General features: G+C 75.2%; 23 protein-coding genes and 1 tRNA gene. 12 read left to right on the forward strand and 12 right to left on the reverse strand.

Annotation, left to right across the window (positions count from 1 at the left end):
* Positions 1–38 precede the first annotated feature (38 nt).
* From ACWPWV_RS10760 to ACWPWV_RS10790, 7 genes are all read right to left on the reverse strand, one after another.
* Positions 39–866, reverse strand: coding sequence for an ABC transporter permease (locus ACWPWV_RS10760; RefSeq protein WP_454042983.1), 828 nt, complete (start codon positions 864–866; stop codon positions 39–41).
* Entirely contained in the window at positions 863–1,798 is a 936-nt protein-coding gene (locus ACWPWV_RS10765) for an ATP-binding cassette domain-containing protein (protein WP_454042984.1), read from the reverse strand. Before ACWPWV_RS10765 ends, ACWPWV_RS10760 begins: the two co-directional genes overlap by 4 nt.
* A 140-nt stretch (positions 1,799–1,938) precedes the next feature.
* Positions 1,939–3,264, reverse strand: coding sequence for an MFS transporter (locus ACWPWV_RS10770; protein ID WP_454042985.1), 1,326 nt, complete (start codon positions 3,262–3,264; stop codon positions 1,939–1,941).
* 61 nt (positions 3,265–3,325) lie between these two features.
* On the reverse strand, positions 3,326–3,874 hold the full coding sequence (locus ACWPWV_RS10775) for a MarR family winged helix-turn-helix transcriptional regulator (RefSeq protein ID WP_454042986.1): 549 nt from the start codon (positions 3,872–3,874) through the stop codon (positions 3,326–3,328).
* Between the two features lie 108 nt (positions 3,875–3,982).
* On the reverse strand, positions 3,983–5,245 hold the full coding sequence (locus tag ACWPWV_RS10780; RefSeq protein ID WP_454042987.1) for an ABC transporter permease: 1,263 nt from the start codon (positions 5,243–5,245) through the stop codon (positions 3,983–3,985).
* Positions 5,242–6,201 (reverse strand): ABC transporter ATP-binding protein, encoded by a 960-nt coding sequence (locus ACWPWV_RS10785; RefSeq protein WP_454042988.1) that lies wholly within the window; start codon positions 6,199–6,201, stop codon positions 5,242–5,244. The genes ACWPWV_RS10780 and ACWPWV_RS10785 overlap by 4 nt, the downstream gene beginning before the upstream one ends.
* 138 nt (positions 6,202–6,339) lie before the next feature.
* Positions 6,340–6,939, reverse strand: coding sequence for a TetR/AcrR family transcriptional regulator (locus tag ACWPWV_RS10790; RefSeq protein ID WP_454042989.1), 600 nt, complete (start codon positions 6,937–6,939; stop codon positions 6,340–6,342).
* 163 nt (positions 6,940–7,102) lie between these two features.
* On the opposite strand from ACWPWV_RS10790, the gene ACWPWV_RS10795 reads away from it, so the two are divergent.
* From ACWPWV_RS10795 to ACWPWV_RS10850, 12 genes are all read left to right on the forward strand, one after another.
* Positions 7,103–7,174, forward strand: a tRNA-Gln gene (locus tag ACWPWV_RS10795).
* Between the two features lie 30 nt (positions 7,175–7,204).
* Entirely contained in the window at positions 7,205–8,872 is a 1,668-nt protein-coding gene (glmU, locus tag ACWPWV_RS10800) for a bifunctional UDP-N-acetylglucosamine diphosphorylase/glucosamine-1-phosphate N-acetyltransferase GlmU (RefSeq protein ID WP_454042990.1), read from the forward strand.
* Positions 8,873–8,948: 76 nt separating this feature from the next.
* Complete coding sequence (locus ACWPWV_RS10805; RefSeq protein WP_454042991.1) at positions 8,949–9,932, forward strand: ribose-phosphate diphosphokinase; 984 nt, start codon at positions 8,949–8,951, stop codon at positions 9,930–9,932.
* 32 nt (positions 9,933–9,964) lie between these two features.
* Positions 9,965–10,576: an SIMPL domain-containing protein gene (locus ACWPWV_RS10810; RefSeq protein WP_454042992.1), complete on the forward strand. Its 612-nt coding sequence runs from the start codon at positions 9,965–9,967 to the stop codon at positions 10,574–10,576.
* Positions 10,577–10,658: 82 nt separating this feature from the next.
* Entirely contained in the window at positions 10,659–10,841 is a 183-nt protein-coding gene (locus ACWPWV_RS10815) for a hypothetical protein (RefSeq protein ID WP_454042993.1), read from the forward strand.
* Positions 10,842–10,896: 55 nt separating this feature from the next.
* The gene (locus ACWPWV_RS10820; RefSeq protein ID WP_454042994.1) at positions 10,897–11,766 is read left to right on the forward strand and encodes a hypothetical protein; all 870 of its coding nucleotides are present in this window, start codon (positions 10,897–10,899) and stop codon (positions 11,764–11,766) included.
* A 75-nt stretch (positions 11,767–11,841) separates the two neighbouring features.
* Positions 11,842–12,573 carry a GOLPH3/VPS74 family protein gene (locus ACWPWV_RS10825; protein ID WP_454042995.1) on the forward strand — a complete coding sequence of 244 codons (732 nt, stop codon included), beginning with the start codon at positions 11,842–11,844 and terminating at the stop codon, positions 12,571–12,573.
* Between the two features lie 305 nt (positions 12,574–12,878).
* Positions 12,879–13,505, forward strand: a complete 627-nt coding sequence (locus tag ACWPWV_RS10830) for a 50S ribosomal protein L25/general stress protein Ctc (protein ID WP_454042996.1) — start codon at positions 12,879–12,881, stop codon at positions 13,503–13,505.
* A 172-nt stretch (positions 13,506–13,677) separates the two neighbouring features.
* The gene (gene pth / locus ACWPWV_RS10835) at positions 13,678–14,280 is read left to right on the forward strand and encodes an aminoacyl-tRNA hydrolase (RefSeq protein ID WP_454042997.1); all 603 of its coding nucleotides are present in this window, start codon (positions 13,678–13,680) and stop codon (positions 14,278–14,280) included.
* Between the two features lie 109 nt (positions 14,281–14,389).
* Positions 14,390–15,589 carry a glycosyltransferase gene (locus ACWPWV_RS10840; RefSeq protein WP_454042998.1) on the forward strand — a complete coding sequence of 400 codons (1,200 nt, stop codon included), beginning with the start codon at positions 14,390–14,392 and terminating at the stop codon, positions 15,587–15,589.
* Positions 15,586–17,367, forward strand: a complete 1,782-nt coding sequence (locus ACWPWV_RS10845) for a Wzz/FepE/Etk N-terminal domain-containing protein (protein ID WP_454042999.1) — start codon at positions 15,586–15,588, stop codon at positions 17,365–17,367. The genes ACWPWV_RS10840 and ACWPWV_RS10845 overlap by 4 nt, the downstream gene beginning before the upstream one ends.
* A gap of 17 nt (positions 17,368–17,384) precedes the next feature.
* On the forward strand, positions 17,385–18,545 hold the full coding sequence (locus ACWPWV_RS10850; protein ID WP_454043000.1) for a glycosyltransferase: 1,161 nt from the start codon (positions 17,385–17,387) through the stop codon (positions 18,543–18,545).
* On the opposite strand, the gene ACWPWV_RS10855 is transcribed toward ACWPWV_RS10850, so the two are convergent.
* Genes ACWPWV_RS10855 through ACWPWV_RS10875 form a run of 5 tightly spaced genes read right to left on the reverse strand, consistent with a single transcriptional unit; the run spans position 18,493 to position 25,259 of the window.
* Positions 18,493–19,638, reverse strand: a complete 1,146-nt coding sequence (locus tag ACWPWV_RS10855; protein ID WP_454043001.1) for a glycosyltransferase — start codon at positions 19,636–19,638, stop codon at positions 18,493–18,495. The two genes, ACWPWV_RS10850 and ACWPWV_RS10855, sit on opposite strands and share 53 nt — an antisense overlap.
* On the reverse strand, positions 19,635–20,675 hold the full coding sequence (locus ACWPWV_RS10860) for a glycosyltransferase family 4 protein (protein WP_454043002.1): 1,041 nt from the start codon (positions 20,673–20,675) through the stop codon (positions 19,635–19,637). Before ACWPWV_RS10860 ends, ACWPWV_RS10855 begins: the two co-directional genes overlap by 4 nt.
* Positions 20,672–21,817: a glycosyltransferase family 4 protein gene (locus ACWPWV_RS10865; RefSeq protein ID WP_454043003.1), complete on the reverse strand. Its 1,146-nt coding sequence runs from the start codon at positions 21,815–21,817 to the stop codon at positions 20,672–20,674. The genes ACWPWV_RS10860 and ACWPWV_RS10865 overlap by 4 nt, the downstream gene beginning before the upstream one ends.
* Positions 21,814–23,151 carry an O-antigen ligase family protein gene (locus tag ACWPWV_RS10870; protein ID WP_454043004.1) on the reverse strand — a complete coding sequence of 446 codons (1,338 nt, stop codon included), beginning with the start codon at positions 23,149–23,151 and terminating at the stop codon, positions 21,814–21,816. Before ACWPWV_RS10870 ends, ACWPWV_RS10865 begins: the two co-directional genes overlap by 4 nt.
* Positions 23,148–25,259: a glycosyltransferase gene (locus ACWPWV_RS10875; protein WP_454043005.1), complete on the reverse strand. Its 2,112-nt coding sequence runs from the start codon at positions 25,257–25,259 to the stop codon at positions 23,148–23,150. The genes ACWPWV_RS10870 and ACWPWV_RS10875 overlap by 4 nt, the downstream gene beginning before the upstream one ends.
* Positions 25,260–25,266: the final 7 nt, after the last annotated feature.

Below are 25,266 nucleotides of genomic sequence, written 5' to 3' on the forward strand. Positions count from 1 at the left end.
GCGGGACGGGCGGCCGCCGCACGGTCGGGGCAGGCCGGTCAGCGGGCTGTCCGGCGGCGGTAGAGCATCGCGCCGGCGACGCAGCTCACCAGGAGGAAGCCGACCAGCCAGGCGACGGCGGTGAGGATCGTCGTCGCGTCCGGCGTTCCGCCCAGCAGCCCCCGGAACGACTCGATGATCGGCGTGAACGGCTGGTTCTCCGCGAACCCGTGGAGCCACGACGGCATCGTGTCGATCGGGACGAAGCCCGAGCTGAGGTAGGGCACGAACAGGAAGATGAAGTTCACCGACTGCGACGCCTCGACGCTCAGCACGAGGCCGAGCGCCACGCTGAGCCACGTGAAGGTGAGCACGGAGAGCACCGCGAGCGCCACGAGCCCGATCCAGTCGCCGAGGCCGGCGTCCGCGCGGAAGCCGAGCGCGTAGGCGACGCCCACGACCACGACCGCGGACGCGAGGTTGCGGCCGATGCTCGCGACGACGTGACCCCACAGGGCGGACGGGCCGAAGATCGGCATCGTCCTGAACCGGTCGATCGTGCCCGACGTCATGTCCTGCGCGACGCCGACGGCGGCCGTCGCCGACCCGAAGCCGAGGCACATGACGAGCACGCCCGGGACGACGTAGTCGATGTAGTCGTCGCCGGAGATCGCGCCGCCGAAGATGACGACGAACACGAGCATGATCATCACCGGCAGGACGAAGGCGGTGATGAGGCCGTCGACGCTGCGGAGCTGGCGCCGCGTCTCCCGCACGACCATCGTGCGCACGTCGCGCAGGGCGGTCGCGGGCGACCGCCGGCCCCGGGGAGCCGGGTCCCGCCGGGCCGGCGGCGCGGACAGGGTGGTGGTGGCCGTCGTGCTCATCGTGCGGACTCCTTCGAGGTCAGGGCGAGGAAGACGTCGTCGAGGGTGGGCCTGACGACGCTGACGCCGCTCACGGCGAGGCCGTGCGTGTCGGCAGCGGCCAGGACGTCGCGGATCGTGCGGACGGGGTCCGCGCTCGCGGCGGTGAGGGACAGGTCCTTCTCGTCGGTCCCGGTGGTCGTGATCCCGAGCCTCGCCGCGAGCCCGACGGCGGTCGTGAGGCTCGCGCGGTCCTCGAACGCGACGCGCACGTGGTCGCCCGCGACGAGCGCCTTGAGCTCGGTGGCGGTCCCGCGCGCGGCGACGCGGCCGTCGTCCAGGACCGCGATCGTGTCGGCGAGGCGGTCCGCCTCCTCGAGGTACTGGGTGGTGAGGAGGACGGTCGTGCCGTCGGCGGCGAGCCCCCGCACGACGTCCCAGAGCTGGGAGCGCGACGCCGGGTCGAGGCCCGTGGTGGGCTCGTCGAGGACGAGCACGGCCGGGTCCGCGACGAGGCTGATCGCCAGGTCGAGCCGTCGGCGCATGCCCCCCGAGTACGTCCCGACCCGGCGGTCGGCCGCGTCCGCGAGGTCGAAGCGCTCGAGCAGCTCGGCGGCCCGCCGGCGGACCGAGCGCGGCGGCAGGTGCGCCAGGCTCCCCATCATGACGAGGTTCTCCGCCCCGGTCTGGAACTCGTCCACCGAGGCGTACTGGCCCGTCAGCGCGATGAGCTCGCGCACGCGGCCGGGCCGGCGCACCACGTCGGCCCCCGCGATCGTCGCCGTCCCGCCGTCGGGCCGCACGAGCGTCGTGAGGATGTTGACGGTCGTCGTCTTGCCCGCGCCGTTGGGACCCAGCAGGGCGAAGATCTCGCCCCGGCGCACCGTGAGGTCCACGCCGCGCAGCACGCGGTGGTCGCCGTAGGACTTCTCGAGCCCTCTGACGGCGATCATCGGATCGTCCATCGTCTTCTCCCGTCGTCTGTGTGCGTCGCACACGCTGTGTAACATGCACGCTCTGTGTATGTCGCAAACTGTGTGTACACCATAAACACGTATGGAGCGCGGGGTCAACGGGTGGCGCGCAAGGAGCTCTAGCGGGTGCGGGGACGTGGCGCGCCCGTGAGGACCGCGCCGATGGCCGTCATGACGAGCAGGCCGCCGAGCACGACGGCGACGGGCGTCGTCCACGTGCCCGTCACGCCGTGCAGCGCGCCGGCGGCCGTCGGGGCGGCCGCGGCGAAGCAGTAGCCCACCGACTGCACGGTCGCGGACGCCTGGCGTCCCTGCCGGACCGTCGGGTACCGCTGCGCGACGAGCGTGAAGATCACGACGAAGTTCGCCGCCTGCGCGACGCCCGCCGCCGACGCCCACACGACCCACGCCCCCGGGGCGACGAGGAGGCCCACGGGCAGGGCGAGCCACAGCACCGCGATCCCGACGAACGTCGTCCGCATCGACAGCCGGCGCGTCGCGAGCGGGACCGCGAGCCCGCCCAGGATCGCGAACCCCTGGAACAGCGACGCGGCGGCACCGGAGGCGCTCCGCGGGATGCCCGCGAGGTCCTCGAGGATCAGGGGCAGCCACGCGGTGAGGGCGTAGAAGCTCGACGACTGCAGCGCGAACATCGCGCACAGCCACCACGTGAACGGCGTCGCGAGGACGTGGCGCTCGCGGGTGGCGCCAGGGTCCGTCCCCGTGACGCCCTCCGCCGCGGCCGTCGCCAGGTCGGCGTCCTGCGGGTCCGGCCGGTCGGCCGGGCCGGTCGTGGGCGTGCCCGGCGCCGCCCCGTCCCCCACGCGTGCGGCGCGCGGTGCGTGCTCGCGCGGGACCGCGCGGAGCCACCAGACGAGCGCGACGACGGCGAGCACGCCCCACGAGGCGAGCGCCCACCGCCAGCCCACCGCGTCGGCGAGCGGCGCGGTGAGCGCGGTCGTGGCGACCGTGCCGACGTTGATGGCGGCCGTGTACAGACCGGTCACGGTGCTCACGTGCCCCGGGAAGTCGCGCTGGGCGATCATCGGGACGGCGAGGTTCGCCGTCGTGATCCCCAGGCCGAGCAGCACGGTCCCCGCGAACGTCCCCGCCGCGACCGGCCCGGCGAGCCCTGACAGGTCCGCGGAGCGCAGGAGCGTCCCCGCGAGGATCAGCACGAGCGCGACGGCGATCGCCGTGCGCAGCGACGCGCGCCCCAGGATCCCGGCGACGGCCGGCGTCGCGAGCGCGAAGCACAGGACGGGGATGCCGGTGAGCATCCCCGCGGCGGCGGCCGTGAGGTGCAGGTCCGCCGCGACGTCGGACACGACGGGCGGGAGGGCGGTGAGGGGCGCGCGCAGGTTGACCGCGACGAGGAGCACCGCGACGAGCAGCACGCCGTCGATCCCGCCGCGGAACGCGCGGGCGGGCGGGGGCGCGGTCATGGGTCCTCCGGGTCCTGGGCGGTCGCGCGCCAGGAGGCGTCAGGTGGCCCGGGCCCGCGGATCAGTCGTCGAACTGCCCCACGACTGTACGCAGCAGCGCGGCGAGCGCGGGCCGCTCGGCCGGTGCGAGCGTGTCGAGCACGCGGGCCTCGACGGCGAGGAGGTCGGTCATCGCGGTGTCGACGCGGTCGAGCCCGTCGGGCGTGAGCTCGACGAGGATGCCGCGGCGGTCGTCGGGGGAGCGGCGGCGCTCGACGAGCCCCCGGGACTCGAGCCGGTCGATCCGGTTGGTCATCGTCCCGCTCGTCACGAGCGTCTGCGTGACGAGCGCGCCGGGGGACAGGCGGTAGGGGTCGCCGGCACGGCGGAGCGCGGACAGGACGTCGAACTCCCACGTCTCGAGGTGGGCGTGCGCGAACGCGGCGCGCCGGGCGCGGTCGAGGTGGCGCGCGAGGCGGTCCACGCGGGAGAACACCGTGAGCGGCTCCAGGTCGAGGTCGGGCCGCTCGCGCCGCCAGGCCGCGACGATGCGGTCGACCTCGTCCGGCCGCTCGTCCGGGCGCTCGCCGCGCTGCCCCGGCGAGCGCGCGTCGTCGTGCTGCTGCTCCATGACGCGAGGGTACTCGACGTGTCTCGACGTCAAGACTCTTGACGACGCAGTCCGCCGGGGGAGCGCCGCTGCGGCACTCCACCGGCGGACCCGGGGACGACGCCGGCGTCAGGCGGCGCGGAGGGCGTCCTTGAGCTTGACGCGGGCGCCCGTGCGCAGGACCGCGTTGGAGTAGATCTTCGCCGCGAGCCACACGAGGACCGGGACGAGCGCGACCGACAGGCCCAGCGCGAGCAGCACCTCCCACGTCTCGGCGCTGCCGAGCGCGATGCGCACCGGCATGAGCAGCGGCGAGCACAGCGGCACGTACGACAGCCACACGACGAGCGGGTTGTCGGGCGCCCACGGCGCGACCGATACGCCCACGATGTATGGGACGACCATGAGGAACGTGACGGGCGTGGTCACCGCGCCCACGTCCTCCTGGCGCGAGACGAGCGCGCCGAGCCCCGCCATGAGGAGCGCGTAGCTGACGAACCCGACGACGAACCACACGAGAGCCCACGCGGCGGCCGCGCCCAGGTCGATCGTCGACGAGTCGACCAGCCCCAGGCCGAGGGCGGTCCCGACCCCGGCCACCACGACGAGGGCCACCTGGCCCAGCCCGACGAGCCCGATGCCGAGGACCTTGCCGGCCATGAGCTGCCACGGGCGCACCGTGGACAGCAGCAGCTCGACGACGCGGCTCGTCTTCTCTTCCACGACGCCCTGCGCGATGAGCTGGCCGCTGATCATGATGGACATGAAGAGCAGGACGCCCGTGACGAGGCCGGTGACGTAGCGCGTCGGGTCGAACTCGCTCGGCTCGCCGATCGTGCGGACCGTCGGCTCGGCCGTCGCGACCTCCCCGGCGACCTGCGCGGGGTCCCCGCCGAGGGCGGTGACCGCGTCGGCGAGCGCGGACTGCTGGGCGAGGGTCGTGAACACGGCGGTGAGCCCGGTGGACAGCTCGGAGTCGACGACGACCGTGAGGTCGTCGGCGGAGCCCGTGACGAGCGCGTCGAGGTCGCCGTCGCGCACCTGCTGCTCGCCCGCGTCGTCGTCCGCGACCTCGACCGTCTCGATCTCGGTGCCGAGGGCCTCCCCGGTCGACGTGATCGCGTCGGAGAGGCCCGCGGTCGACGACGTGACGCCGACGCGCTCCGCGCTCGGGCCGGACGAGCTCGCGGCGTTGAGCACGACCCCGCCGAGGACGACGGCCGCGACGAGGATCACGGTCAGCCACACGAAGGACTTCGAGCGCAGGCGCGTCGTGATCTCGCGGCCGGCGACGAGGCGGATCGCGCCCCAGGACGACAAGGAGGTCGCGCCCCGCTCGGCGACGGAGCCCGCGGCCCGGTCGGTCGGTCGGCTGGTCCGGGTCGTGGTCATGCCGGCACCTCCTGGCTGGTCGACGCGGAGGCCTCGTCCGCGGGTGAGCTGACGACGTCGCGGTAGAGCTCGGTGAGCGACGGGCGGACGAGGGAGAACTCGCGGACGGGGCCGGCGGCGAGGGCGGCTCGCAGGACCGCCTGCTCGCGACCCTCGGTACCGGCGCCGCCGTCGGCCGCGCCCGCGAGCTCGACGACGGTGCGCGGCCCCTCGAGGCTGACGGCCCGCGCGTCGGGCACCGCGCCGATCCACGTGGCGCCGGGCGGGCCGTCGACGACCCAGCGCTGGGCCTCCGTCCGGCGCAGCTCGTCGATCGTGCCGACCTCGACCATCGCGCCGTCCTTGATGATCCCGACCCGGTCGCACAGCCGCTCGACGAGGTCGAGCTGGTGCGACGAGAAGACGACGGGGACGCCCGCGGCGGCGCGGTCGCGCAGCACGCCGCTCATGACGTCGACCGCGACGGGGTCGAGGCCGGAGAACGGCTCGTCGAGCACGAGGAGGTCCGGGTCGTGCGTGAGCGCGGCGGCGAGCTGCACGCGCTGCTGGTTCCCCAGCGAGAGCTTCTGCACCTCGTCACCGCGCCGTCCGGCGACGCCGAGCGTCTCGGTCCACCGCTGCACGGCGTCGTCGGCCTCCCGCCCGGACAGGCCGTGCAGCCGCGCGAGGTAGGTGAGCTGGTCGCCGACGCGCATGCGCGGGTACAGACCGCGCTCCTCGGGCATGTAGCCGATGCGGCGTCGGGCGGCCAGGTCGATAGGGCGGCCGTCCCAGCGGACCTCGCCGCCGTCGGGGGCGAGCACGCCGAGCACGATCCGCATGGTCGTCGTCTTGCCGGCCCCGTTCGACCCGACGAAGCCGAAGATCTCCCCGGCGCGCACGTCGAACGAGGTGCCGCGCAGGGCGCGGACCGTGCCGTAGGCCTTCGTCAGGGAGTCGATCTCGAGAGTCGGCATGGGACAACCCAACCACCGGTGCCGGGAGGCCGCCCAGGACATTCGTCACGACCTGGCGCGCGCGGCGTCACGCGTCGTGGGCGCGCAGGAAGGTCGTGACGCGGGAGGACCACCTGCTCGACCGGGTGCTGGGCCCGGTCAGTCGGTCTTCGTCAGCGCCGGCTTCTTGACCATCCCGGAGAGCCCGTTCCACGCGAGGTTCACGAGGTGCGCCGCGACCTCGGTCTTCTTGGGGCTGCGCGCGTCGAGCCAGTACTGACCGGTGAGCGCGACCATGCCGACGAGCATCTGCGCGTACAGGGGCGCGGTCCTCGGGTCCAGGCCGTTCGACCGGAACTGCTCGGCGAGGAGGTGCTCGACCTGCGTCGCCACGTCGCCGATCAGGCTCGAGAACGTCCCGGTCGCCTGCGCCACCGGCGAGTCGCGCACGAGGATGCGGAAGCCGTCCTCCGACGCCTCGATGTAGGACAGGAGGGCGAGCGCGGTGTGCTCGAGCAGCACCTTGGGGTGCCCGCCCCGGTCCAGCGCGCCGGACAGCGCCGCGGTGAGGGCCTGCACCTCGCGGTCGACGACGACCGCGTAGATGCCCTCCTTGCCGCCGAAGTGCTCGTAGACGACCGGCTTGGACACCTCGGCCCGGGCCGCGATCTCCTCGACGCTCGTCCCCTCGAAGCCCTTCTCCGCGAAGAGCCCGCGGCTGACGCTGAGCAGCTGCTCCCGTCGCTGGCTCGCGGTCATGCGGGAACGGGGGGTGCGTCTGGACTCGGCCACGGGGTCCATCATGCCGTGCGGCGTCGGGCACGACCGGCGACCTGGCAGACTGTTCCCGGACCTACCCGCCGCCGCAGCCCCGGGCGCGATGCCCGGACCGGTACCGGACCGGCACGGCGTCACGGTCCGTTCCGCCTTGGTGTAATCGGCAGCACAAGGGTTTTTGGTGCCCTTGGTCCAGGTTCGAGTCCTGGGGGCGGAGCTCGAGCCACCGATCCCGAGGGGTACATCCATGGAAGCTCAGCAGGGCACCGGCGCGACCGTCGTCCCCGCTGCCGTGATCGTCCTCGCCGCCGGCGAGGGCACGCGGATGAAGTCGTCCACCCCGAAGATGCTGCACACGATCGCGGGCCGGAGCCTGCTCGGTCACGTGCTCGTCGCGGCCCGCTCGCTCGACCCCGGGCTGCTGGCGGTCGTCGTGCGGCACGAGCGCGACCGGGTCGCCGAGCACGCGCTCGGCGTCGACCCGGGCCTCGTGGTCGTCGACCAGGACGAGATCCCCGGGACGGGCCGCGCGGTGCAGTGCGCGCTCGCCGCGCTCGACGCGAAGGCGCACGCGCTGGCCCTCGTCCACGGCGTCCCCGACGGCGAGGAGGGCCGCGGGCTCGGCGACGGGCTCGAGGGCCCGGTCGTCGTCACGGCGGGCGACACCCCGCTGCTCGACGGCGGGACGCTCGCCCAGCTCCTCGCGGCGCACGTCGCGGACGGCAACGCCGTGACGATGCTCACGACGGAGCTCGCCGACGCGACCGGCTACGGGCGGGTCGTGCGCGACGCCTCCGGCGACGTCGAGCGGGTCGTCGAGCACAAGGACGCGTCGGCCGACGAGCTCGAGATCCGCGAGGTCAACGCGTCGATCTACGTGTTCGACGCGGCCGTGCTGCGGCGCGGCCTCGGCGCCCTCGGGCGCGACAACGCGCAGGGCGAGGTCTACCTCACGGACGTCGTCGCCGCCGCGCGTGCGGACGGCGGTGCCGTGCGCGCCCTGCTCTCCGACGACCCGGCGGTGGTCGAGGGCGTCAACGACCGCGTCCAGCTCTCGGTGCTCCGCGCCGAGCTGAACCGCCGCATCCTCGAGGACTGGATGCGCGAGGGCGTGACGGTGGTCGACCCGGCCACGACGTGGGTCGACGTCGACGTCGAGCTCGCGCGCGACGTGACCCTGCTGCCGGGCACGCAGCTGCACGGCGCGACGGTCGTCGGCGAGGGCGCCACGGTGGGGCCCGACACGACGCTCACGGACACCGAGGTCGGCCCGGGCGCGACGGTGACCCGGACGCACGGCAGCCTCGCGGTCCTGGGCGCGGGCACGAGCGTCGGGCCGTTCGCCTACCTGCGCCCCGGGACGGTGCTCGGCGCGCAGGGCAAGATCGGCACGTTCGTCGAGACGAAGAACGCCGAGATCGGCGAGGGCTCGAAGATCCCGCACCTGTCCTACGTGGGCGACGCGACGATCGGCGCGCACACGAACATCGGCGCCGCGTCGGTGACCGTCAACTACGACGGCGTGCACAAGCACCGCACCGTCATCGGCTCGCACGCGCGCACCGGCGCGGACAACATGTTCGTCGCGCCCGTGACGGTCGGCGACGGCGCGTACACCGCGGCGGGGTCCGTCATCCGCCGGGACGTGCCGGCCGGTGCGCTCGGCGTCAGCGGCGGGCAGCAGCGCAACATCGACGGCTGGGTCGCGCGACGCCGGCCGGGCACCGCGGCCGCCGAGGCGGCGGCCGCCGCGCGCTCCACCGACCCCGAGGCGCCGCCGGTCGGCGCGCAGGCGCAGGCGCAGCTCGCGGACCACTCGGCGGCGGCGACCGCGGACCGCCCGACGCCGCCCGCCCCCGGGCCCGACCTCGAGAGCACGCTCGACGCGCTGCGCAGCGCGCGCCCCACGGACTGACGCGGCAGACCCTGCCGCACCACGGTCCGTCCCAGAACCCCGACCGACCCCACCGGACACCGAAGGAACGCACCGCATGAGCAGCACGATCGCCGGAAACGGGGACAAGTCCCTCGTCCTCGCCTCGGGACGCGCGCACCCCGAGCTGGCCAACGACGTCGCGCGGGAGCTGGGCATCGACCTGCTGCCCACCACGGCGTACGACTTCGCCAACGGGGAGATCTACGTCCGGTTCGGGGAGTCGGTCCGCGGCGCGGACGTCTTCATCCTCCAGAGCCACACCGCGCCGATCAACCAGTGGATCATGGAGCAGCTGCTCATGGTCGACGCCGCGAAGCGCGCCTCGGCCCGCACGATCACGGTCGTGCAGCCCTTCTACGGGTACGCCCGCCAGGACAAGAAGCACCGCGGCCGCGAGCCGATCTCGGCCCGCCTCATGTCCGACCTCTTCACGGCGGCGGGCGCCGACCGCCTCATGAGCGTCGACCTGCACGCCGCGCAGACGCAGGGGTTCTTCGACGGCCCCGTCGACCACCTGTGGGCCATGCCGATCCTCACCGACTACGTGCGCACGCGCGTCGACACGTCGAACGTCACCGTGGTCTCGCCGGACGCCGGCCGCATCCGCGTCGCCGAGCAGTGGGCGGCGAAGCTCGGTGGTGGGCCGCTCGCGTTCGTGCACAAGACGCGTGACATCACGCGCCCGAACCAGGCGGTCGCCAACCGCGTGGTCGGCGAGGTCGAGGGGCGCGACTGCGTGCTCGTCGACGACCTCATCGACACGGGCGGCACCATCGCCGAGGCGGTGCGCGTGGTCCTCGCCGCGGGGGCCAAGTCGGTCATCGTCGCCGCGACGCACGGCGTGCTGTCCGACCCGGCCGCGCAGCGCCTCTCGGAGAGCGGCGCGAGCGAGGTCGTCATCACCGACACCCTGCCGATCGTCGCCGAGAAGCGGTTCCCGCAGCTCACGGTCCTGTCCATCGCGCCGCTCGTCGCGCGCGCGATCCGTGAGGTGTTCGACGACGGGTCCGTGACCTCGCTCTTCGACGGCAACAGCTGAGCGCCCTCGCGGGGCGCGGACGGGAGACGGACGTGGGCACCTCCGGCGTGACGACCACGGGGCAGGGAGCGGCGACCGCGGCGCCCGACGTCGCCGTCGTGGAGCTCGGGACCGAGGCCTCGGCGACCGGGGTCCAGGAGGCGTTGGACCGCGCCAACGCCGGCCTCGCCGCCGCACGCGACGCCCTCCTCGCGGCGGGCGTCGCGGCGACGGACGTGCGGACCTCGCAGACGTCCACGTGGACCGAGCAGCGCGACGACGGCCCGCGCACGACGGCGCGCCTCACGCTCCGCGCGACCGTGCGGGACGTCGCGGCCTCCGGCGAGGTCGTGCGCGCCGCGCTCGACGCGGCCGGGCCGGTCGCCCGCCTCGACTCGACGAGCCTCGCCGTCGGCGACCCCGGTCCGCTCGCCGCGGCCGCGCGCGAGGACGCGTTCGCCGACGCGCGCGCCCGCGCCGAGCAGTACGCGCGGCTCGCCGGTCGGTCGCTCGGGCCGGTCGTGGAGATCCGCGAGGACGTGGGGGGCCCGGCGCCCGTGCCGCGCCTGATGGCCGCGAAGGCGGCCGGGGACGCCCTCGTCGTCGAGCCGGGGACCCAGGAGGTCCGCGCGAGCGTCACCGTGCGGTGGGAGCTCGCCGACTGACGGGGCGGATTTCATCCTTGCGACGCAGGTGCGTCGGGTCGACCGTGAGGTGTCCGGGTCCGACGACACCTGAGGAGTGGCGATGACCGACGAACCGGGCAGCTACGTGGACGAGTACCGGTGGATCCGCGGACGGCTGCTGCAGTGGGACGGGAAGCGGTGGGTCGTCCCGCTCGGCGGAGCGGGCCCCGACCGCCAACCGGCGCAGGGCGACGTGCGCGGCGCGGAGGACCTCGACGACCTCGCCACACCCGCGGAGGACTGACGTGCGGTGGGCGCGGGCGCCGCGCGAGGCACCGAGCCCGCCGGACGCCCGGCCGGTGGAGACCGCCCTCACCGTGGCGCGCATCTCCTCCTACGACGCCTCGACCGCGCGGCTGCGCGACGTGGCGAAGTGGTTCGCCACCTCGACGATCGCGCTCGTCGCGTTCCTCGCGGCCGCGTTCCCCGTCGCCGGCGTCGTGTCCGACGCCGGGGCCGTCACCTGGCCGGCGCTGCTCTGGGGCGCCGGTGTCCTCGCCTCGCTGGGCTCCGTCGTCGCGCTCGCCGCGCGTGTCCTCGCGCCCAGGATCGTGACGCTCCGCGCAGTCGCCACCGAGCCGCAGTACGCGAGCATGCGCGCGGAGATCGCCGCCGAACCCGCGACCTTCCTCGGCCTGTGGGCGACGGACGTCGCCGGACTGCAGGCCCGCCGGGAGCGTGCCGTGGCCGACCAGCGGAACGTCGTGAGCACCCTCGCGGACCCGGATCTGGTCCCGGTGCAGGCGCGAGCGTTCGAGAGCCGACGCCTCGTCGTCGAGCGGGACCTGACGATCCTCGGGTGGGTCACGTACCGGATCGAGAGCGCCGGGCTGTACGCCCTCACCTGGCGCCGCTTCACGACGCTGCGCTGGGGGAGCGCCGTCGCGGCCGTCGTCGCGGCCGTCTGCCTGCTCGGTCTCGTCGCGTCGGTGCGCGGCGTCGCGACCGAGCAGCACGCCGGCAGGGCGGTGACGCTCACCTTCCTCGACACCGTCGAGCCCGACCCGACGAGCCTGCTCGGTGCCTCGTGCCCCGACGTCGTCTCCGGGGAGCTGGTGTCGTCCGACGTCGCGCCGCCCTGGACGGTCCGCGTCACGCAGGACGGGTGCGACCCGGCCACTCTCCACGTCACGGGCGACCAGGCCGTCGTCGTCCTCCGGGAACCGTGATCCGGGAGCGCGTCACGGCCCACGCGTGACATTCGGCACCTGCCGGCGCCACGAGGGCGCTCCTACCGTGGAGACATGCTGATCCTCGAGGACTACCTCCTGCTGACGCTGGACGACGAGACGGGCAAGACCGTCGTGGACACCTCCTCCCGCGAGCAGGTCGCCGCCGGCGCGCTCCTCGTCGAGCTCGCCCTGCTCGGGCGTGCGGACCTCGCGGGCGACGGCGAGGGCGGCCGCGTCGGGCGGATCGTGGTCCGGGACGCGACACCGACCGGCAACGACCTGCTCGACGAGGCGCTCGACGTCGTGCGGTCCAAGGAGGGGGCGAAGCCCAAGACCCTGGTGCCCCACCTCGCGAAGCGCCGACCCGCGGAACGGGCCGTCGCCGCGCTCGCCGGGCGGGGCGTCCTCCGGCGCGAGGCCGGCCGGTTCCTCGGCGTCTTCCCCACGACCCGGTGGCCCGCGGCGGACACGCGGCGCGAGGACGAGGTCCGCGTGCTGCTACAGCGGGTCCTCGTCGACGGCGAGCAGCCCGACGCGCGCACCGCGGCCCTCGTCGGCATCCTCGCCGCGAGCGGGCAGGCGGCCCAGGCGATGGCCGCCGGCGGGTCGCGCGGTGCCGGCGCCGTGGTGGACGGGGACGAGCGCTGGACCATGCGCCGGCGCGCCGCCGTCGACCGACGGGCGCGGGAGGTCGCCGCGGGCAGCTGGGGGAGCGCGGCGCTCAAGGCGTACCTGGACGAGGTCGTCGCGGCGACGGTCGTGGGGGCCACGGTCGCCACGACGGTGGCGGTGACGTCGGGCTGAGGACGGTCGCGCCGCGGCCGGAGCGGGTTTCGTCGAGCCCGGAGACCCGGGTACAGTAGTCAGGTTGCCTCGGCGAGGGACGTCTGACGGCCGGCGAGCGCGCAGCACCCTGGGGGTGCAGCGCGAACCGGAGAGTCGGCCAGGCCTGTTGGATCTCCGTAATCGACTGGGCGGTCGTCGTTCGCGCGCCCGTCACGTGTCCCGCGCCGACGCAGCCGCCCGTCCGGGGGGCCCTCTCACCGTCCGGACAGCCGACCGCTCCCCACTGGTGGCCGGCCCGCAACGTTCTTCCAGGAGTGATCCACGTGTCCGAGATCAAGCTCGCCGCCGAGTCCCGCACCGAGTTCGGCAAGGGCGCCGCGCGCCGCGTCCGCCGTGCCGGCAAGATCCCTGCCGTCCTCTACGGGCACGGCAGCGACCCGCTCCACGTGACCCTGCCGGGCCACGAGACGATGCTCGCGCTCAAGCACTCGAACGCTCTCTTCTCGATCGAGCTCGAGGGCAAGGCGCAGCTCGCCATCACCAAGGACGTCCAGCGCGACCCGGTCCGCAACGTCATCGAGCACGTCGACCTGCTCCTCGTGAAGAAGGGCGAGAAGGTGTCCGTCGACATCCCCGTCCAGGTCACGGGCGAGTCGGCCCCGGGCACGATCCACCTCGTCGACCTGCAGGAGCTGTCGGTCGAGGCCGAGGCCACGCACATCCCGGAGTCGGTCGAGGTCTCGATCGAGGGCCTGGCCGCGGGCGAGACCGTCTTCGCGCGCGACGTGAAGCTCCCGCAGGGCGTCACGCTGGCCTCGGAGGGCGACCTCGCGGTCGTCTACATCTCCGTGCCGCAGGACAACTCCGCGGACCTCGAGGCGTCCGAGGCCGAGGCCTCCGCCCAGGCCGCCGTGTCCGAGGCCGCTGCCGAGAGCACCGAGTCGGAGTGACCTGAGCCGTCAGGACGTCGACGGACCTCGACGGTCCTCGACGGCCCTCGACGGCCCTCGACGGCGCGGCCGCGGCCGCACCTCTCGACGGACGCCCGGTACCGTGACGGTGCCGGGCGTTCGCGCGCCCGCGGACGACGCGCCGCCCACCCTGCACGAAGGACGAGGAGACATGACCGACCAGCCCTGGCTCGTCGTCGGGCTCGGCAACCCCGGGGACCGCTACGCGGCCAACCGGCACAACCTGGGCCACATGGTCCTCGACGTGCTCGCCGGGCGGGCGGGCGTCCGCTTCGCGCGCCACCCCCGCGCCCAGGCGGCGGTCGCCGAGGGCCGCATCGGGACGCTGCCCGGGGGCAGGCCCGGGCCGCGCGTGATCCTCGCCAAGCCGTCCACCTACATGAACGTGTCCGGCGGCCCGGTGTCCGGCCTCGCGGCCTACTACGGCGTCGATCCGGACCACGTGCTCGTCGTGCACGACGAGGTGGACATCCCGTTCGGCACGGTCAAGCTGAAGACCGGCGGGGGCGAGGGCGGTCACAACGGCCTGCGCGACATCACCAAGGCGCTCGGCACGAAGGACTACGTGCGGGTGCGCGGGGGCGTCGGACGCCCGCCGGGGCGCATGGACACCGCCGACTTCGTGCTGAAGAACTTCTCCGGCGCAGAGACCAAGGAGCTGCCGTTCCTCCTGGACGACGCGGCCGACGCGGTCGAGATGGTCCTCACCGAAGGGCTGCTCGCGGCGCAGGGCAGGTTCCACACGAAGGTCTGAGGGGTACCGGCGCCCGTTTCACCCGGGTGATGTCCCGATTCGCCCCCCTTGTCCCGGCGGGCCCGACCTAGGCTGGTCGAGCCGAGCACGGCCAGGGCGGGGAGGTCCCATGACGGAGGGTGTCGCCCTCGCGCACGACTACGCGACCCAGCGTGGCGGTGCCGAGCGGGTCGCGCTGCTGCTCGCCGACGCGTTCCCCGGCTCGCCGATGTACACGACGCTCTACGACCCTGCCGGGACGTTCCCGGAGTTCGCCGACGTCGAGCTGCGTCGTTCGGCCCTCGACCGGGTCGGGGCGCTGCGCCGGAACCACCGCCTGGCCCTCCCGCTGCTCGCACCCGCCGTCGACCGCCAGCGCGTGGTCGACGCGGAGGTCCTCGTCGCCTCGTCCACCGGCTGGGCGCACGGTTACCGCGGCGCGGCACGCACCGTCGTCTACTGCCACGCGCCCGCGCGCTGGCTCTACCAGCGCGACCGCTACCTCGGGACGGACGACGGGGGTGCGGTCCAGCGGCTCCGCCGCGGCGCGACCGCGGCGGCGCTCGGACTCCTCGCGCCGCACCTGCGCCGCTGGGACGCGGCCGCGGCGGCCCGGGCCGACGTCTACCTCGCGAACTCCACCGTGACGCAGCGCGCGGTCCGGGACGCCTACGGGATCGACGCCGAGATCCTGGCGCCGCCGCCCGCCATGCTCCCGGCCGGGCCGGAGAGCCCGGTGCCCGGCGTCGAGCCCGGGTTCCTCCTGTGCGTCGCGCGGCTGCTCCCGTACAAGAACGTCGACGTCGTCGTGCAGGCAGCCCAGGCGACGGGCCGCGAGCTCGTCGTCGTGGGCGACGGACCGGACCGGGCGCGGCTCGAGGCGCTCGCCGCGAGGACGTCGTCGCGCGGCGGGGCGCCGGCGGGACGGGTGCGCCTCCTCGGCCGCGTCGACGACGCGACGCTGCGGTGGCTCTACCGGAGCACGGCCGCGCTCGTCGCGGCGTCGCACGAGGACTACGGGCTCTCGCCGCTCGAGGCGGGCGCCTTCGGCCGCCCGAGCGTCGTGCTCCGTGACGGCGGCTACCTCGACACGGTCGCCGAGGGCGTCACGGGGGTGTTCTTCGACGCGCCGGACGTCGCCGCCGTGGCGACGGCCGTCGAGGACGCCGTCGCGCGTGCGTGGGATGATGACGCCGTGAGGCAGCATGTGGCGGGCTTCGGGCGGGAGCGTTTCGTCGAGCGACTTCGTCGCGTCGTCGCCGTCCAGCGCGACGCGGTCACGGGCTCCGCGACCGCGACCCCGACCCTCACGGAGAGGGCCGAGCGATGACGATCCGGGAGTTCCTGCGCACGGTGTGGGCGGGCAAGTACTTCGTCCTCGTCGCCGTGCTCGTCGTGATGGCCGCGGCGATGGTCTACGTGGAGCGCCAGGACCCGGTGTTCGAGGCGACCGCGACCGTGCAGATCGTCGCGGCGGAGTCGGTCCCGGGGGCCAACCAGGAGGCGTCGTCGGTCACCGTGGACACGGACCCGGAGATGATCCGGAACCCGGCGGTCCTCGAGCCCGCCGCCGCGGCGCTCGACGACGGCACCGAGCCCCGCGTCCTCGCCGGGTCGGTCGAGGGCTTCTACAACGCCGAGCTCCTGACGATGTCGGTCATCGCGCGGGCGGGCGACGAGGCGGGTGCCGTCCGGCGCGCGAACGCCGTGGCGCAGGCCTACATCGCGTACCTGCCGACGATCCTCGACACGCAGGTCGCCGAGCTCGACGAGCGTCGCGAGGCGCTCCGGGCCCAGCTCGACCAGATCCAGAGCAACCTGGCCGCGAACCCGGACGACCCGCTGGCCCAGGCGGAGCGGGACACGATCGTCGGGCAGTACCAGGCCATCTCGGCCCTCCACAGCACCTTCGGGTCGATCGTGACCCCCGGCGTGCTCGTTGACCCGGCCACGTCGGCGGTGCCGCTCGGGATGCCGACCCCCCTGGTGCTGGCGATCGCGCTGCTCGCCGGGCTCGTCGCCGGGGTCGGCCTGGCGTTCGCGCGCCGCGGCCTCGACCTGCGCGTCCGGACGACGGCCGAGGCCGCGACCCTCGCCGGCACGCCCGTGCTCGCCGAGCTCTTCGACGTGCGGGGTGCCGACAAGGAGTTCCGCCGGACCGGCAACCTCCCGGTGTCGAGCAGGCACGCCTCCCCGTTCACCGAGTCCGTCCGCGAGCTCCGCACCGCGGTGCGCGTCTCGCTCGGCGACGCCCCGCACTCCGTCGCCGTCGTCACGGCTGCGGACCCGCACGCCCCCCGCGCGTTCATCACCGCGAACCTGGCCGCCTCGTTCGCCCTCAGCGGCCGGCCCACGATCGTGATGTGCGGGGACCTGCGCAGGCCCCAGCTGGCCGACCTCCTGCCGGCGCCCGAGGGATGGGACGGGTCGCCGAGGGAGCTGCGGCCCACCCGGATCCCGAACCTGCGCCTGATGCCCGTGCACGACGACGAGATGGACCCGGCCGACTTCCTCGCGACCGCGCGCGTGCGGGCGCTCGTCGACGGGCTGCGCGAGAAGGCCGCGATCGTCGTCGTGGACGCGCCGCCGGTCCTGGCCGCCGCCGACGCGACCATCCTCGGCGGGTACGCGAACGGCGTGGTGCTCATCGCCTCCGTCGAGAAGACGGACCGCGTCGTGCTCCAGGAGGCCGCGGAGCGGCTGCGGATCAACAACGTCCCGCTCTCGGGCATGGCGCTGGCCGGCGTCAAGGGCGACCGGCGCATGACGTACGCGTCGTCGTACGGGAGCGACGCCCCGCTCGTCACGACCTCGAGCTCCGAGGGCACGGACGAAGGCTCCGCCGCCGACGTGGCCGCTGCCCCGGCCGAGGCCGCGCCGGACGCGCCGGCCGAGGGCGCGCCGGACACGACGGCCGCGACCCCGGCCGAGAACGAGGCGCCGTCGACGCGTGCCGCCACGCGCACCCGCAAGGACGGCGCGCGGGAGGCCGGACGCCGGCTCGAGCCGCAGTGGGCGAAGGTCCCGCCGTCGGAGGCGGAGAGCATCGACGGGGAGGACGTCGAGGAGGACGCGCCGAACATCCGCCGTCGCCCGTTCCGCTGGTGAGCCCGGGCGAGCGCCCCGTGCGTGTGCTCGTCCTCGACCACACCGCGAAGCACAGCGGCGCCGAGCTCGCGCTCGTCCGGCTCTGCGAGGCGCTCGACGCGACCGTCGACGTGCGCTGCGTCCTCTTCGAGGACGGGCCGCTCGTCGCGGCGCTGCAGGAGCGCGGCGTCCCGACGACGGTCCTGCCGCTCGACCCGGCGGTCGCCGGTGCGTCGCGCGACGCCGTGGCCCGACCGGCGGGCGGGCTCGTGCGGTCCGTCGTGCGCACGCTGCGCTTCGAGCGGGACCTCGCTCGCCTCGTGCGCCGGTCGGCGCCCGACGTCGTCCACACGACGTCGCTCAAGGCGGACCTCCTCGCTCTCGTGCCCGCGGCCCTCGCCCGACGGCCGCTCGTCTGGTACGTGCACGACCGCATCGCGGACGACTACCTGCCCCGGCCGCTCGTGACGTTCGTCCGGCTCGCGGCCCGGCTGCCGCGCGCCGTGATCGCCAACTCGCGGGCGACGGCGGCGACCCTGCCGCGCACGGCGGTCGTCGCCTACCCGGGGCTCGCTCCGGGGCAGGTCCTCGCGACGCGACGTGTCGCTCCGTCCGCCCCTCCCGTCGTGGGGATGGTGGGCCGCATCGGTCCGACGAAGGGTCAGCGCGAGCTCGTCCGCGCCGCTCCCGCGATCCTCCGGTCGCACCCGGGCACGACGTTCGTCGTCGTGGGCGCGGCGACGTTCGGCGAGGACGCGTACGCGGCCGAGGTCCGCGCCGAGGCCGCACGGCTGGGCGTCGCGCCGCGCTTCACCTGGTTCGGCGCCGTGCCCGACCCCACGCCGCAGCTCGACCGCATGGCCGTCGTCGTGCACGCCTCGCCGGTGCCGGAGCCGTTCGGCCAGGTCGTCGCGGAGGCGATGGCCCGCGGCGTGCCCGTCGTCGCGACGGACGCGGGCGGCGTCCCCGAGATCGTGGGGCGCGGACCCGGGGCGCTGGGCACGCTCGTGCCGCCGGGCGACGTGGCCGCGCTGGCCGCGGCGGTCGTCGGTGTCCTGGACGACCCGGCGGCCGCCGAGGAGCGCGCCGAGCGTGCGCGCGTGGCCGTCGCCGACCGCTTCGCCGTCGCGCGGACGGCCGCCGTCGTCACCGGGGTGTGGCGACGTGCCGCGCGGTCCGGTCGACCACGTCGGCCATGAGCGCGGCCTGCCCGCGCCAGGTCGGCACCGCCACGGACGTGCCCGAGGCCGGCGCGGGCAGGCCGAGGGCGTCGCGGACCGCGTGCGCGAACGTGCTGCCCTCGGCCACCACGACGCGGTCGTCCTCGACGTCCCGGAACCCGGCGACGGGCGTCGAGACGACGCGTCGGCCCACCGTGCGGTACTCGTAGGCCTTGATGGGGTCGAGGCTGTCCGTGAAGGCGTCGACCACGTGCGGGACGAGCAGCACGTCGGCGTGCTGGAGGTACGCCGGGACGTCCGACCACGGCCGGGCGCCGAGGACCACCACCCCGGCCTCGTCCAGGGCCTGCAGGGACTCCTGCGCGACGTCGACGACGGGGCCGACCAGGACGACGGTCCCGGCTCCCGCCGCCGCCCGCGCCGTGCGCAGCAGGAGCGGCAGGTCGAAGCGGTCGGGGTGGACCGTGCCGACGTAGAGCGCGACGCGCCCCGCCGGGAGGTCGCCGGGCCGCGGCTGCGGGGTCCGGTACCGATCGACGTCGACGCCGTTGGTCACCAGCGTGACGTCCCGCCGGGCACCCTTCGTGCGCTCGAGCCCGGGCGAGCACACCACGACCTCGGCGCACCGGGACAGCAGGAGCTCCTCGTCCTCCACCAGGCGCCGGTGCTCCTCGGGGTTCCTGTCGGCGGCCAGCCAGTCGTCCGTGACGTCGTACAGGGACGGCCACCCCGTCGAGGCGAGCAGCGTCGCCGCCGAGGGGTCGTTGATCCACAGCACCGGTCGCGCCATGCCGAGACGGCGGGCCGCGCGCGTCGTCGCCCGCGCGAGGCGCCGGTCCGCGCGCGGGTCGACCCGGCGGGGCAGGACCTTCGTCGGCTGGAACAGCCAGAGCCGGCCGTCGGGGACCCCGGGCAGGGACGGGCCCGGTCGGAGGCCGCGCCCGCCGCGCGGCACCGCGCGGCGGCTCAGGGTGTGCAGGGGGTCGGCGGCGGGCTCGACGAACAGCACCCGGAGGGAGCGGTCCGCCCGGAGCAGCTCGGCCACCAGGTACTGGTTGCGCCGCCAGACGGCGTCCCACGCCTCGAGCGACATCACGACGAGGTCCGTCATGCGCCCTCCAGGACCCGGAGGTAGACCTCGCGCGTCGCGGCGACCTGCGCGGCGGGCGTGTAGAGCGCGCGCTGGCGCTCCTGCTCCCCGGCGGCGACGTCGTCCCGACGGGCCGGGTCGTCCGCGAGCGCGGCGAGCGACCGCCCCGCCGTCACGGCGTCCGTCGGCGGGTAGAGCTGGTCCGCGTCGAGGCCCCCGAGCAGCTCGGTGTGGCCGCCCGCGTCGGCGGCCACGACCGGAAGCCCTGCGGCCATCGCCTCGAGCACGCTGAGCCCCAGCCCTTCGACCGGGCAGGGCGCGAGCAGCATCGCGGCGGACGCCATGAGGTCGGGGACGTCGTCGCGGCGCCCCAGGAACCGCACCGACCCGTCGAGGCCGAGCTCGGCGGTGAGCGCCTCGAGCCCGGGGCGCAGCGCGCCGTCGCCCGCGACGTCGAGGCGCCATCCCGCCGTCGCGAGCCCGGAGGCGTGGAACGCGCGGACGGCGACGTCCGTCCGCTTCTCCGGCTCGAGCCGTTGCGCGACGAGGACGACCCGGTCGCGCTCGCGCGCGGCACGGGGCGTGCCGGGACCGTCCGCGACGCCGGGGCGGACGACCACCGTCGGGCCGTCGACCGCCTCGGCGACGTACCGGCTGATCGCGATCTGGGCCGCGAGCGGGCGGCGCGCGAGAGCCGCCACGACGGGACCGAGCCGACCCGCACCGCGACGTCGGGCGAAGTGCCGGGTCGTCACCACGGGACCGACGCGCGGCCGCAGCACGGTCGCCACGGCCGCCGCGACCTCGGCCGCCGTCATGTGCACGTGGACGACGTCGGCGCCGGGCCCGAGGCGCACGAGGGCCGCGAGCACGTCGCGCGTCGTCGCCGCGGGCACGTGGTGCACCGGCTCGGGCGCGAGGTCGCGACGGACCGGGCCGGGCGCCCCGCCGACCACGACCACGTCGTCGCCCTCCGACGACTGGGCGCGCGCGAGGCGGGCGACGTGCCGCTCCACGCCGGCGAACCCGTCCGAGCGGACCGCGTGCAGGACCCTCATCGAGCCTCTTCTCCGTGACGTCCGCGCAGGATCTCGTCGAACAGGTCCAGGTACCGCGCCGCGACGACGTCCCAGTCGTGGGCCTCCGCCGTCGCGCGGGCGGCGGCGGACAGGCGCGCGCGGTCGGCCGCCGGCCGTGCCGCGTACCGGTCGAGCGCGTCGCCCACCGAGGCGGCGTCGGTGCCGACCACGAACCCGTTCTCTCCGTCGACGACGATGTCGGGGACGTAGCCCACCGGGGTCGCGACCACCGGGAGCCCGCAGGCCAGGGCCTCCAGCACGACGAGGGCGTTCGCCTCGTACGCGCTCGGCAGGGCGAGGAGGTCGGCGGCGCGGAACCACGGCGTCGGGTCGTCCACGGTGCCGGCGAGGTGCAGCCGGCCGGACGCCGTCAGCTCGGCCGCCTCGCGCCGGAGCTCCGCCAGCATCTCGGGGCTCCCGCCGACGACGGCGACGTGGACGTCGGCACGGGAGCGCGCGGCCGCCACGAGGAACCGGAGGCCCTTGCGGTCGAACTCGTGGCCGACGAACAGGGCGACGAGCGCGTCCGCGGGGATGCCCAGGGTGTCCCGGGCGTCCTGCCGCTCGTGGTCGGCGGCCGGGCGGAAGCGCCGGGTGTCGACCCCGTTCGGGATGACGACCGTGCGCGGCCGGACCCGGCCGTAGGTGCGGCGCAGGGTGGCCTCCTCGGCCCGGGTCAGGCTGGCGACCACGTCGTGGACCCGGGTCGTGTAGCGCAGCCGGTCGCGCGCCGCCGTGAACAGGTGCAGGGGGTTGCGCACCATCCGCCAGGCGTAGCCACCCCGCGCGCGCATGGCCTCGCTGAGGATGCCGTGGTTGACGTAGACGTCGCCGAAGAGGACGTCGTTGTGCGTGACGACGACGCTGCCCCGGCCGTCCCGGCGCGACGCCGCCCGCGCCCGCCAGGTGCCGACGGTCGTGAACCACACGACCCGGACCGCCAGGACCGCCTTGCCGCGGACCCCGCCCTCGGGCCGCGGCAGCCAGGCGCCCGCTGCGTCGTCCATCGTGAAGCGGCCGGTCTCGACCCCTCGTCGCCGCCACGCCTGCTCGAGCGCGTACGCGACGCCTCCGACGCCGGAGCCGGGCGCGATCTCCGGCGCGATCTGGACGACCCTCATCGACGCGTCGCCTCCATCTCGCGGACCGACGGCAGGTCGCGGTCCGGGTCGAGCGCGACCAGGCCCTCCCGGAACTCCTCGCGCGAGCGGGCGTACGCCTCGGCGCCGAGGCAGACCCCCACCACGACGAACGGCACGGAGACGACGATCGACGTCCAGAAGAGGTCGAACTGCCCCTGGACGAAGCGCGCGAGGATCGCCGCGAACGCGAGGGTGCCGAAGCGCGGGTTGAGCCGCCACAGGACGACGAGGGTCCCGCCGAACAGGACGAGGAACCCCAGCAGGCCGACGACCCCCGCGGACGACAGGACCTCCAGCTCGGCGTTGGGTGGCTGGAAGACGTAGTCCGTGCGTCCCGCGGTCCACCACCGCAGCCCGACGCCGAACCACGGGCTGGTCCGCCAGACCTCCAGCGCCTGCTGGTACCAGGTGAGCCGCTGGTTGGCGGAGTTGAACTCGTTGTCCGAGGAGAGCTGCTCCTGCACGGCCAGCCAGACGAAGTACACCGCGGGGATCGCCGCGAGCAGGATGAGCTTGGAGCGCTTGCGGTCGGGGTCGGCGCGCAGCGTGATGAGCATGATGCCGATGGCGAGCCCGACGAGCGCCTGCCGCGCCTGGGACGCGACCACGGCGAGGGTGCACAGCCAGAACGACGCGTAGGCGAACCAGCGCGGCCACCCGACCCACCACGGGCGCGCGTAGGCGACGAGCGCCGACGTCCCGAGCAGGCAGCCGATGAGGTTCTTGTGCATGGGGAACGGCCAGGTGAGGTAGACCGGACCGGTGTTCCCGGCCGCGAGCTGCTGGACGGCTCCGGCGCACGTGAGGACCGCGATGACCAGGCACGGGATCATGAAGAGCGTCAGGCCGACCCGGGCGCGTCCCGCCCGTCCGACCGCCCAGCCCATGACGAGCGCGCCGGCCGTCGACAACCACGCGTGGAACCACTCGACCGTGTTCGCCAGGTAGGGGTTCGCCACCACGGTGAACAGCGTGGCGACCTGGTAGACGGCGGTGAGCCACAGGAGCGCGCGCAGGGGCGGCGAGAACGGCCGCGGCCCGAGCACCAGGGCGGCCCAGAACGCGGCGAAGAGCGCGAAGTCGCTCATCGACAGGTCGGCGCCCCCGCCGCCGACGCGCTGGACGACGACGAGCGCCGGCATCGCGAGGATCGGCAGCGCGACAGGTTCGTAGACCGTCATCCCGACGACCAGCACCGCCGCGGCCGCCGCGACGGCGTAGGTCGCGGACGCGGGGACGAGGAAGCCGACCAGGGCGAGGACGGCCGTGACGCCGACGGTCCCGACGAGCCATGCGGCAGAGCGCCGGATCACGGCGCCCCCGACGGGAGCAGCCGGCGCTCGGCGGACGCCGGACCGGCCAGGTAGAGCCGGAGGCGCGACCGGGCGGCGCGGCGTGCGTCGCCGCGCGCCGCGACGGACCGTGCGGCGGCACCCGCGACGGCGCCGGCACGCGCGACCGACCAGCCGAGCGCGCCGAAGTGCTTGCGCTGGAAGTGCTCCTGGGAGGCGTAGAAGTGGGTGTCGCGCCGGGCCGCGTCGGAGCTCGTGGCGCCACCGAGGTGCACGGCGACCACGTCGTGGTCGACGACGTGCCGCCAGCCCGCCCGGTTCGCGCGGTACGCCCAGTCCGTCTCCTCGGCGTAGAGGAAGAACCTCTCGTCGAACGGCCCGACGTCCGCGAGCGCGTCGGCGGACAGGAGGAGCACGGAGCCGACGACGAAGCTCCTGTCGGCCGGTGCACGGCGCAGCCGGCCGAGCCCGACGGCCTCGACCCACGCCGCCAGCGGGGACGGGTACGGCCAGACGACGCGCGCCGGGTGGCCGTCGCCGTCGACCTGGACCGGCCCCACGCTCGCCGTCCGGGGCCGGGCGTGCAGGGTCCGCTGGAGGTGCAGCACGTCCTCCGTGCTCACGACCGCGTCCGGGTTGAGGAGCAGGACGTCGCGGTCCGGCGCCTGCCGGTGCGCGAGCGCGTGGTTGACCCCCGCGGCGAAGCCGCCGTTGCGCCCCGGGTCGAGGTACCGCCCACCGGCGAGCTCGACGATCTCGCGGATCTCGGGGAGGGAGGAGTTGTCGACGACCGTCAGGGGCAGCTTCCCGACGAGCGGCTCGAGCGCCGCGCGGACGAGCGCGGGGGAGCCGTACGCGACGAGCACGACCTCCGGCACCTCCCCGTCCTGCGAGGCGTCGGCGTCCCGCGAGGAGTCGACGTCCGCGGGGGCGTCGGCGTCCACGGCACCCACGGGAGCGTCGGCCACCGAGGCCGGCACGGGGGCGCGCGGCCCGCTCGTGACGGCCGCGTACACGTCGAGGTACCGCCGGGCGACCTCGGACCACGCGCACCGTGCGGCGCGGCCCAGACCCGCCGCGCGCAGGGACTTGGCGAGACCCGCGTCCGACGTCACGCGCACGAGCGCGGCGCGCAGGGCCTCGGCGTCGTCGGCGGGGACGAGGAGACCGGCGTCCGCGACGACGTCGGGCAGCGCGCCCGTCCGGGTCGCGACGACGGGCACGCCGCACGCCATCGCCTCGACCGCGACCCGGCCGAACTGCTCGACCCACCCGTCGGTCTCCCGGGAGGGCACCGCGAGGACGTCGAGCGAGCGGTAGAAGTCGGCGAGCGCCGCGTCGGCGAGCGTCCCGACGAAGCGCACGCGGTCGCCCAGCGGCTCGGCCCGCGCACGCAGCTCCTCGCCCTGCGGCCCGGCGCCGGCGACGTGCAGCTCGAGGCTGTCGTCCGCGGCGACCGCGTCGAGCAGGACGCCCACCCCCTTGTGCGCCGCGAGCCGCCCCACGTAGCCGACGACCGCACGGCGCCGGCGTGCCGCCCCGTCCGCCCCCACGGGCGTCCCCGGGGCGGGGGAGAAGACGTCGGGGTCGATCCCCAGGGGGATGGTCTCCACGACGCCCCGCGCGCCCTTGCGCCGCACGATGCGACCGGCCTCGTCGTTGCACACGGAGACGGCGGCGGCGTGCCGCAGGGCGAGGGCCTCGAACCAGCGGAACGGCCACGGGTAGCGCTTGTCGAGGTTCTGCGCGGAGTACAGCACGAACGGCGCGAGCGGCGGGACCTCGCGACCGCGCACCGTGTCGACGACCCGGCGCAGCCGTCGGAGGGCCAGGATCTCCGCCGTCGCGAGCGCGAACGGCTCCTCGTGGACGTCGAGGACGTCCCACCGCTCGCCGAGGGCACGCCACAGCGGGCGCGGGTCATAGACGAACAGGGCGGGGTGGGTGCCCAGCGTCGCGGCGCCGACGACGCGCTCGCCCGGCCGGGGCTCGAGACGCACGCGCGTGCCGCCCTCGTCCCACGCGCGCGCCGAGAGGAGACGGACGTCCACGCCGGCACGCCGGAGCTCGCGCTCACGCTCGCGCCACGCCGTCACGACGGCGCTGTGGGAGACGCGGAGGACCTTCACGCTGCGA

The sequence above is a fragment of the Cellulosimicrobium sp. Marseille-Q8652 genome (assembly GCF_965112045.1).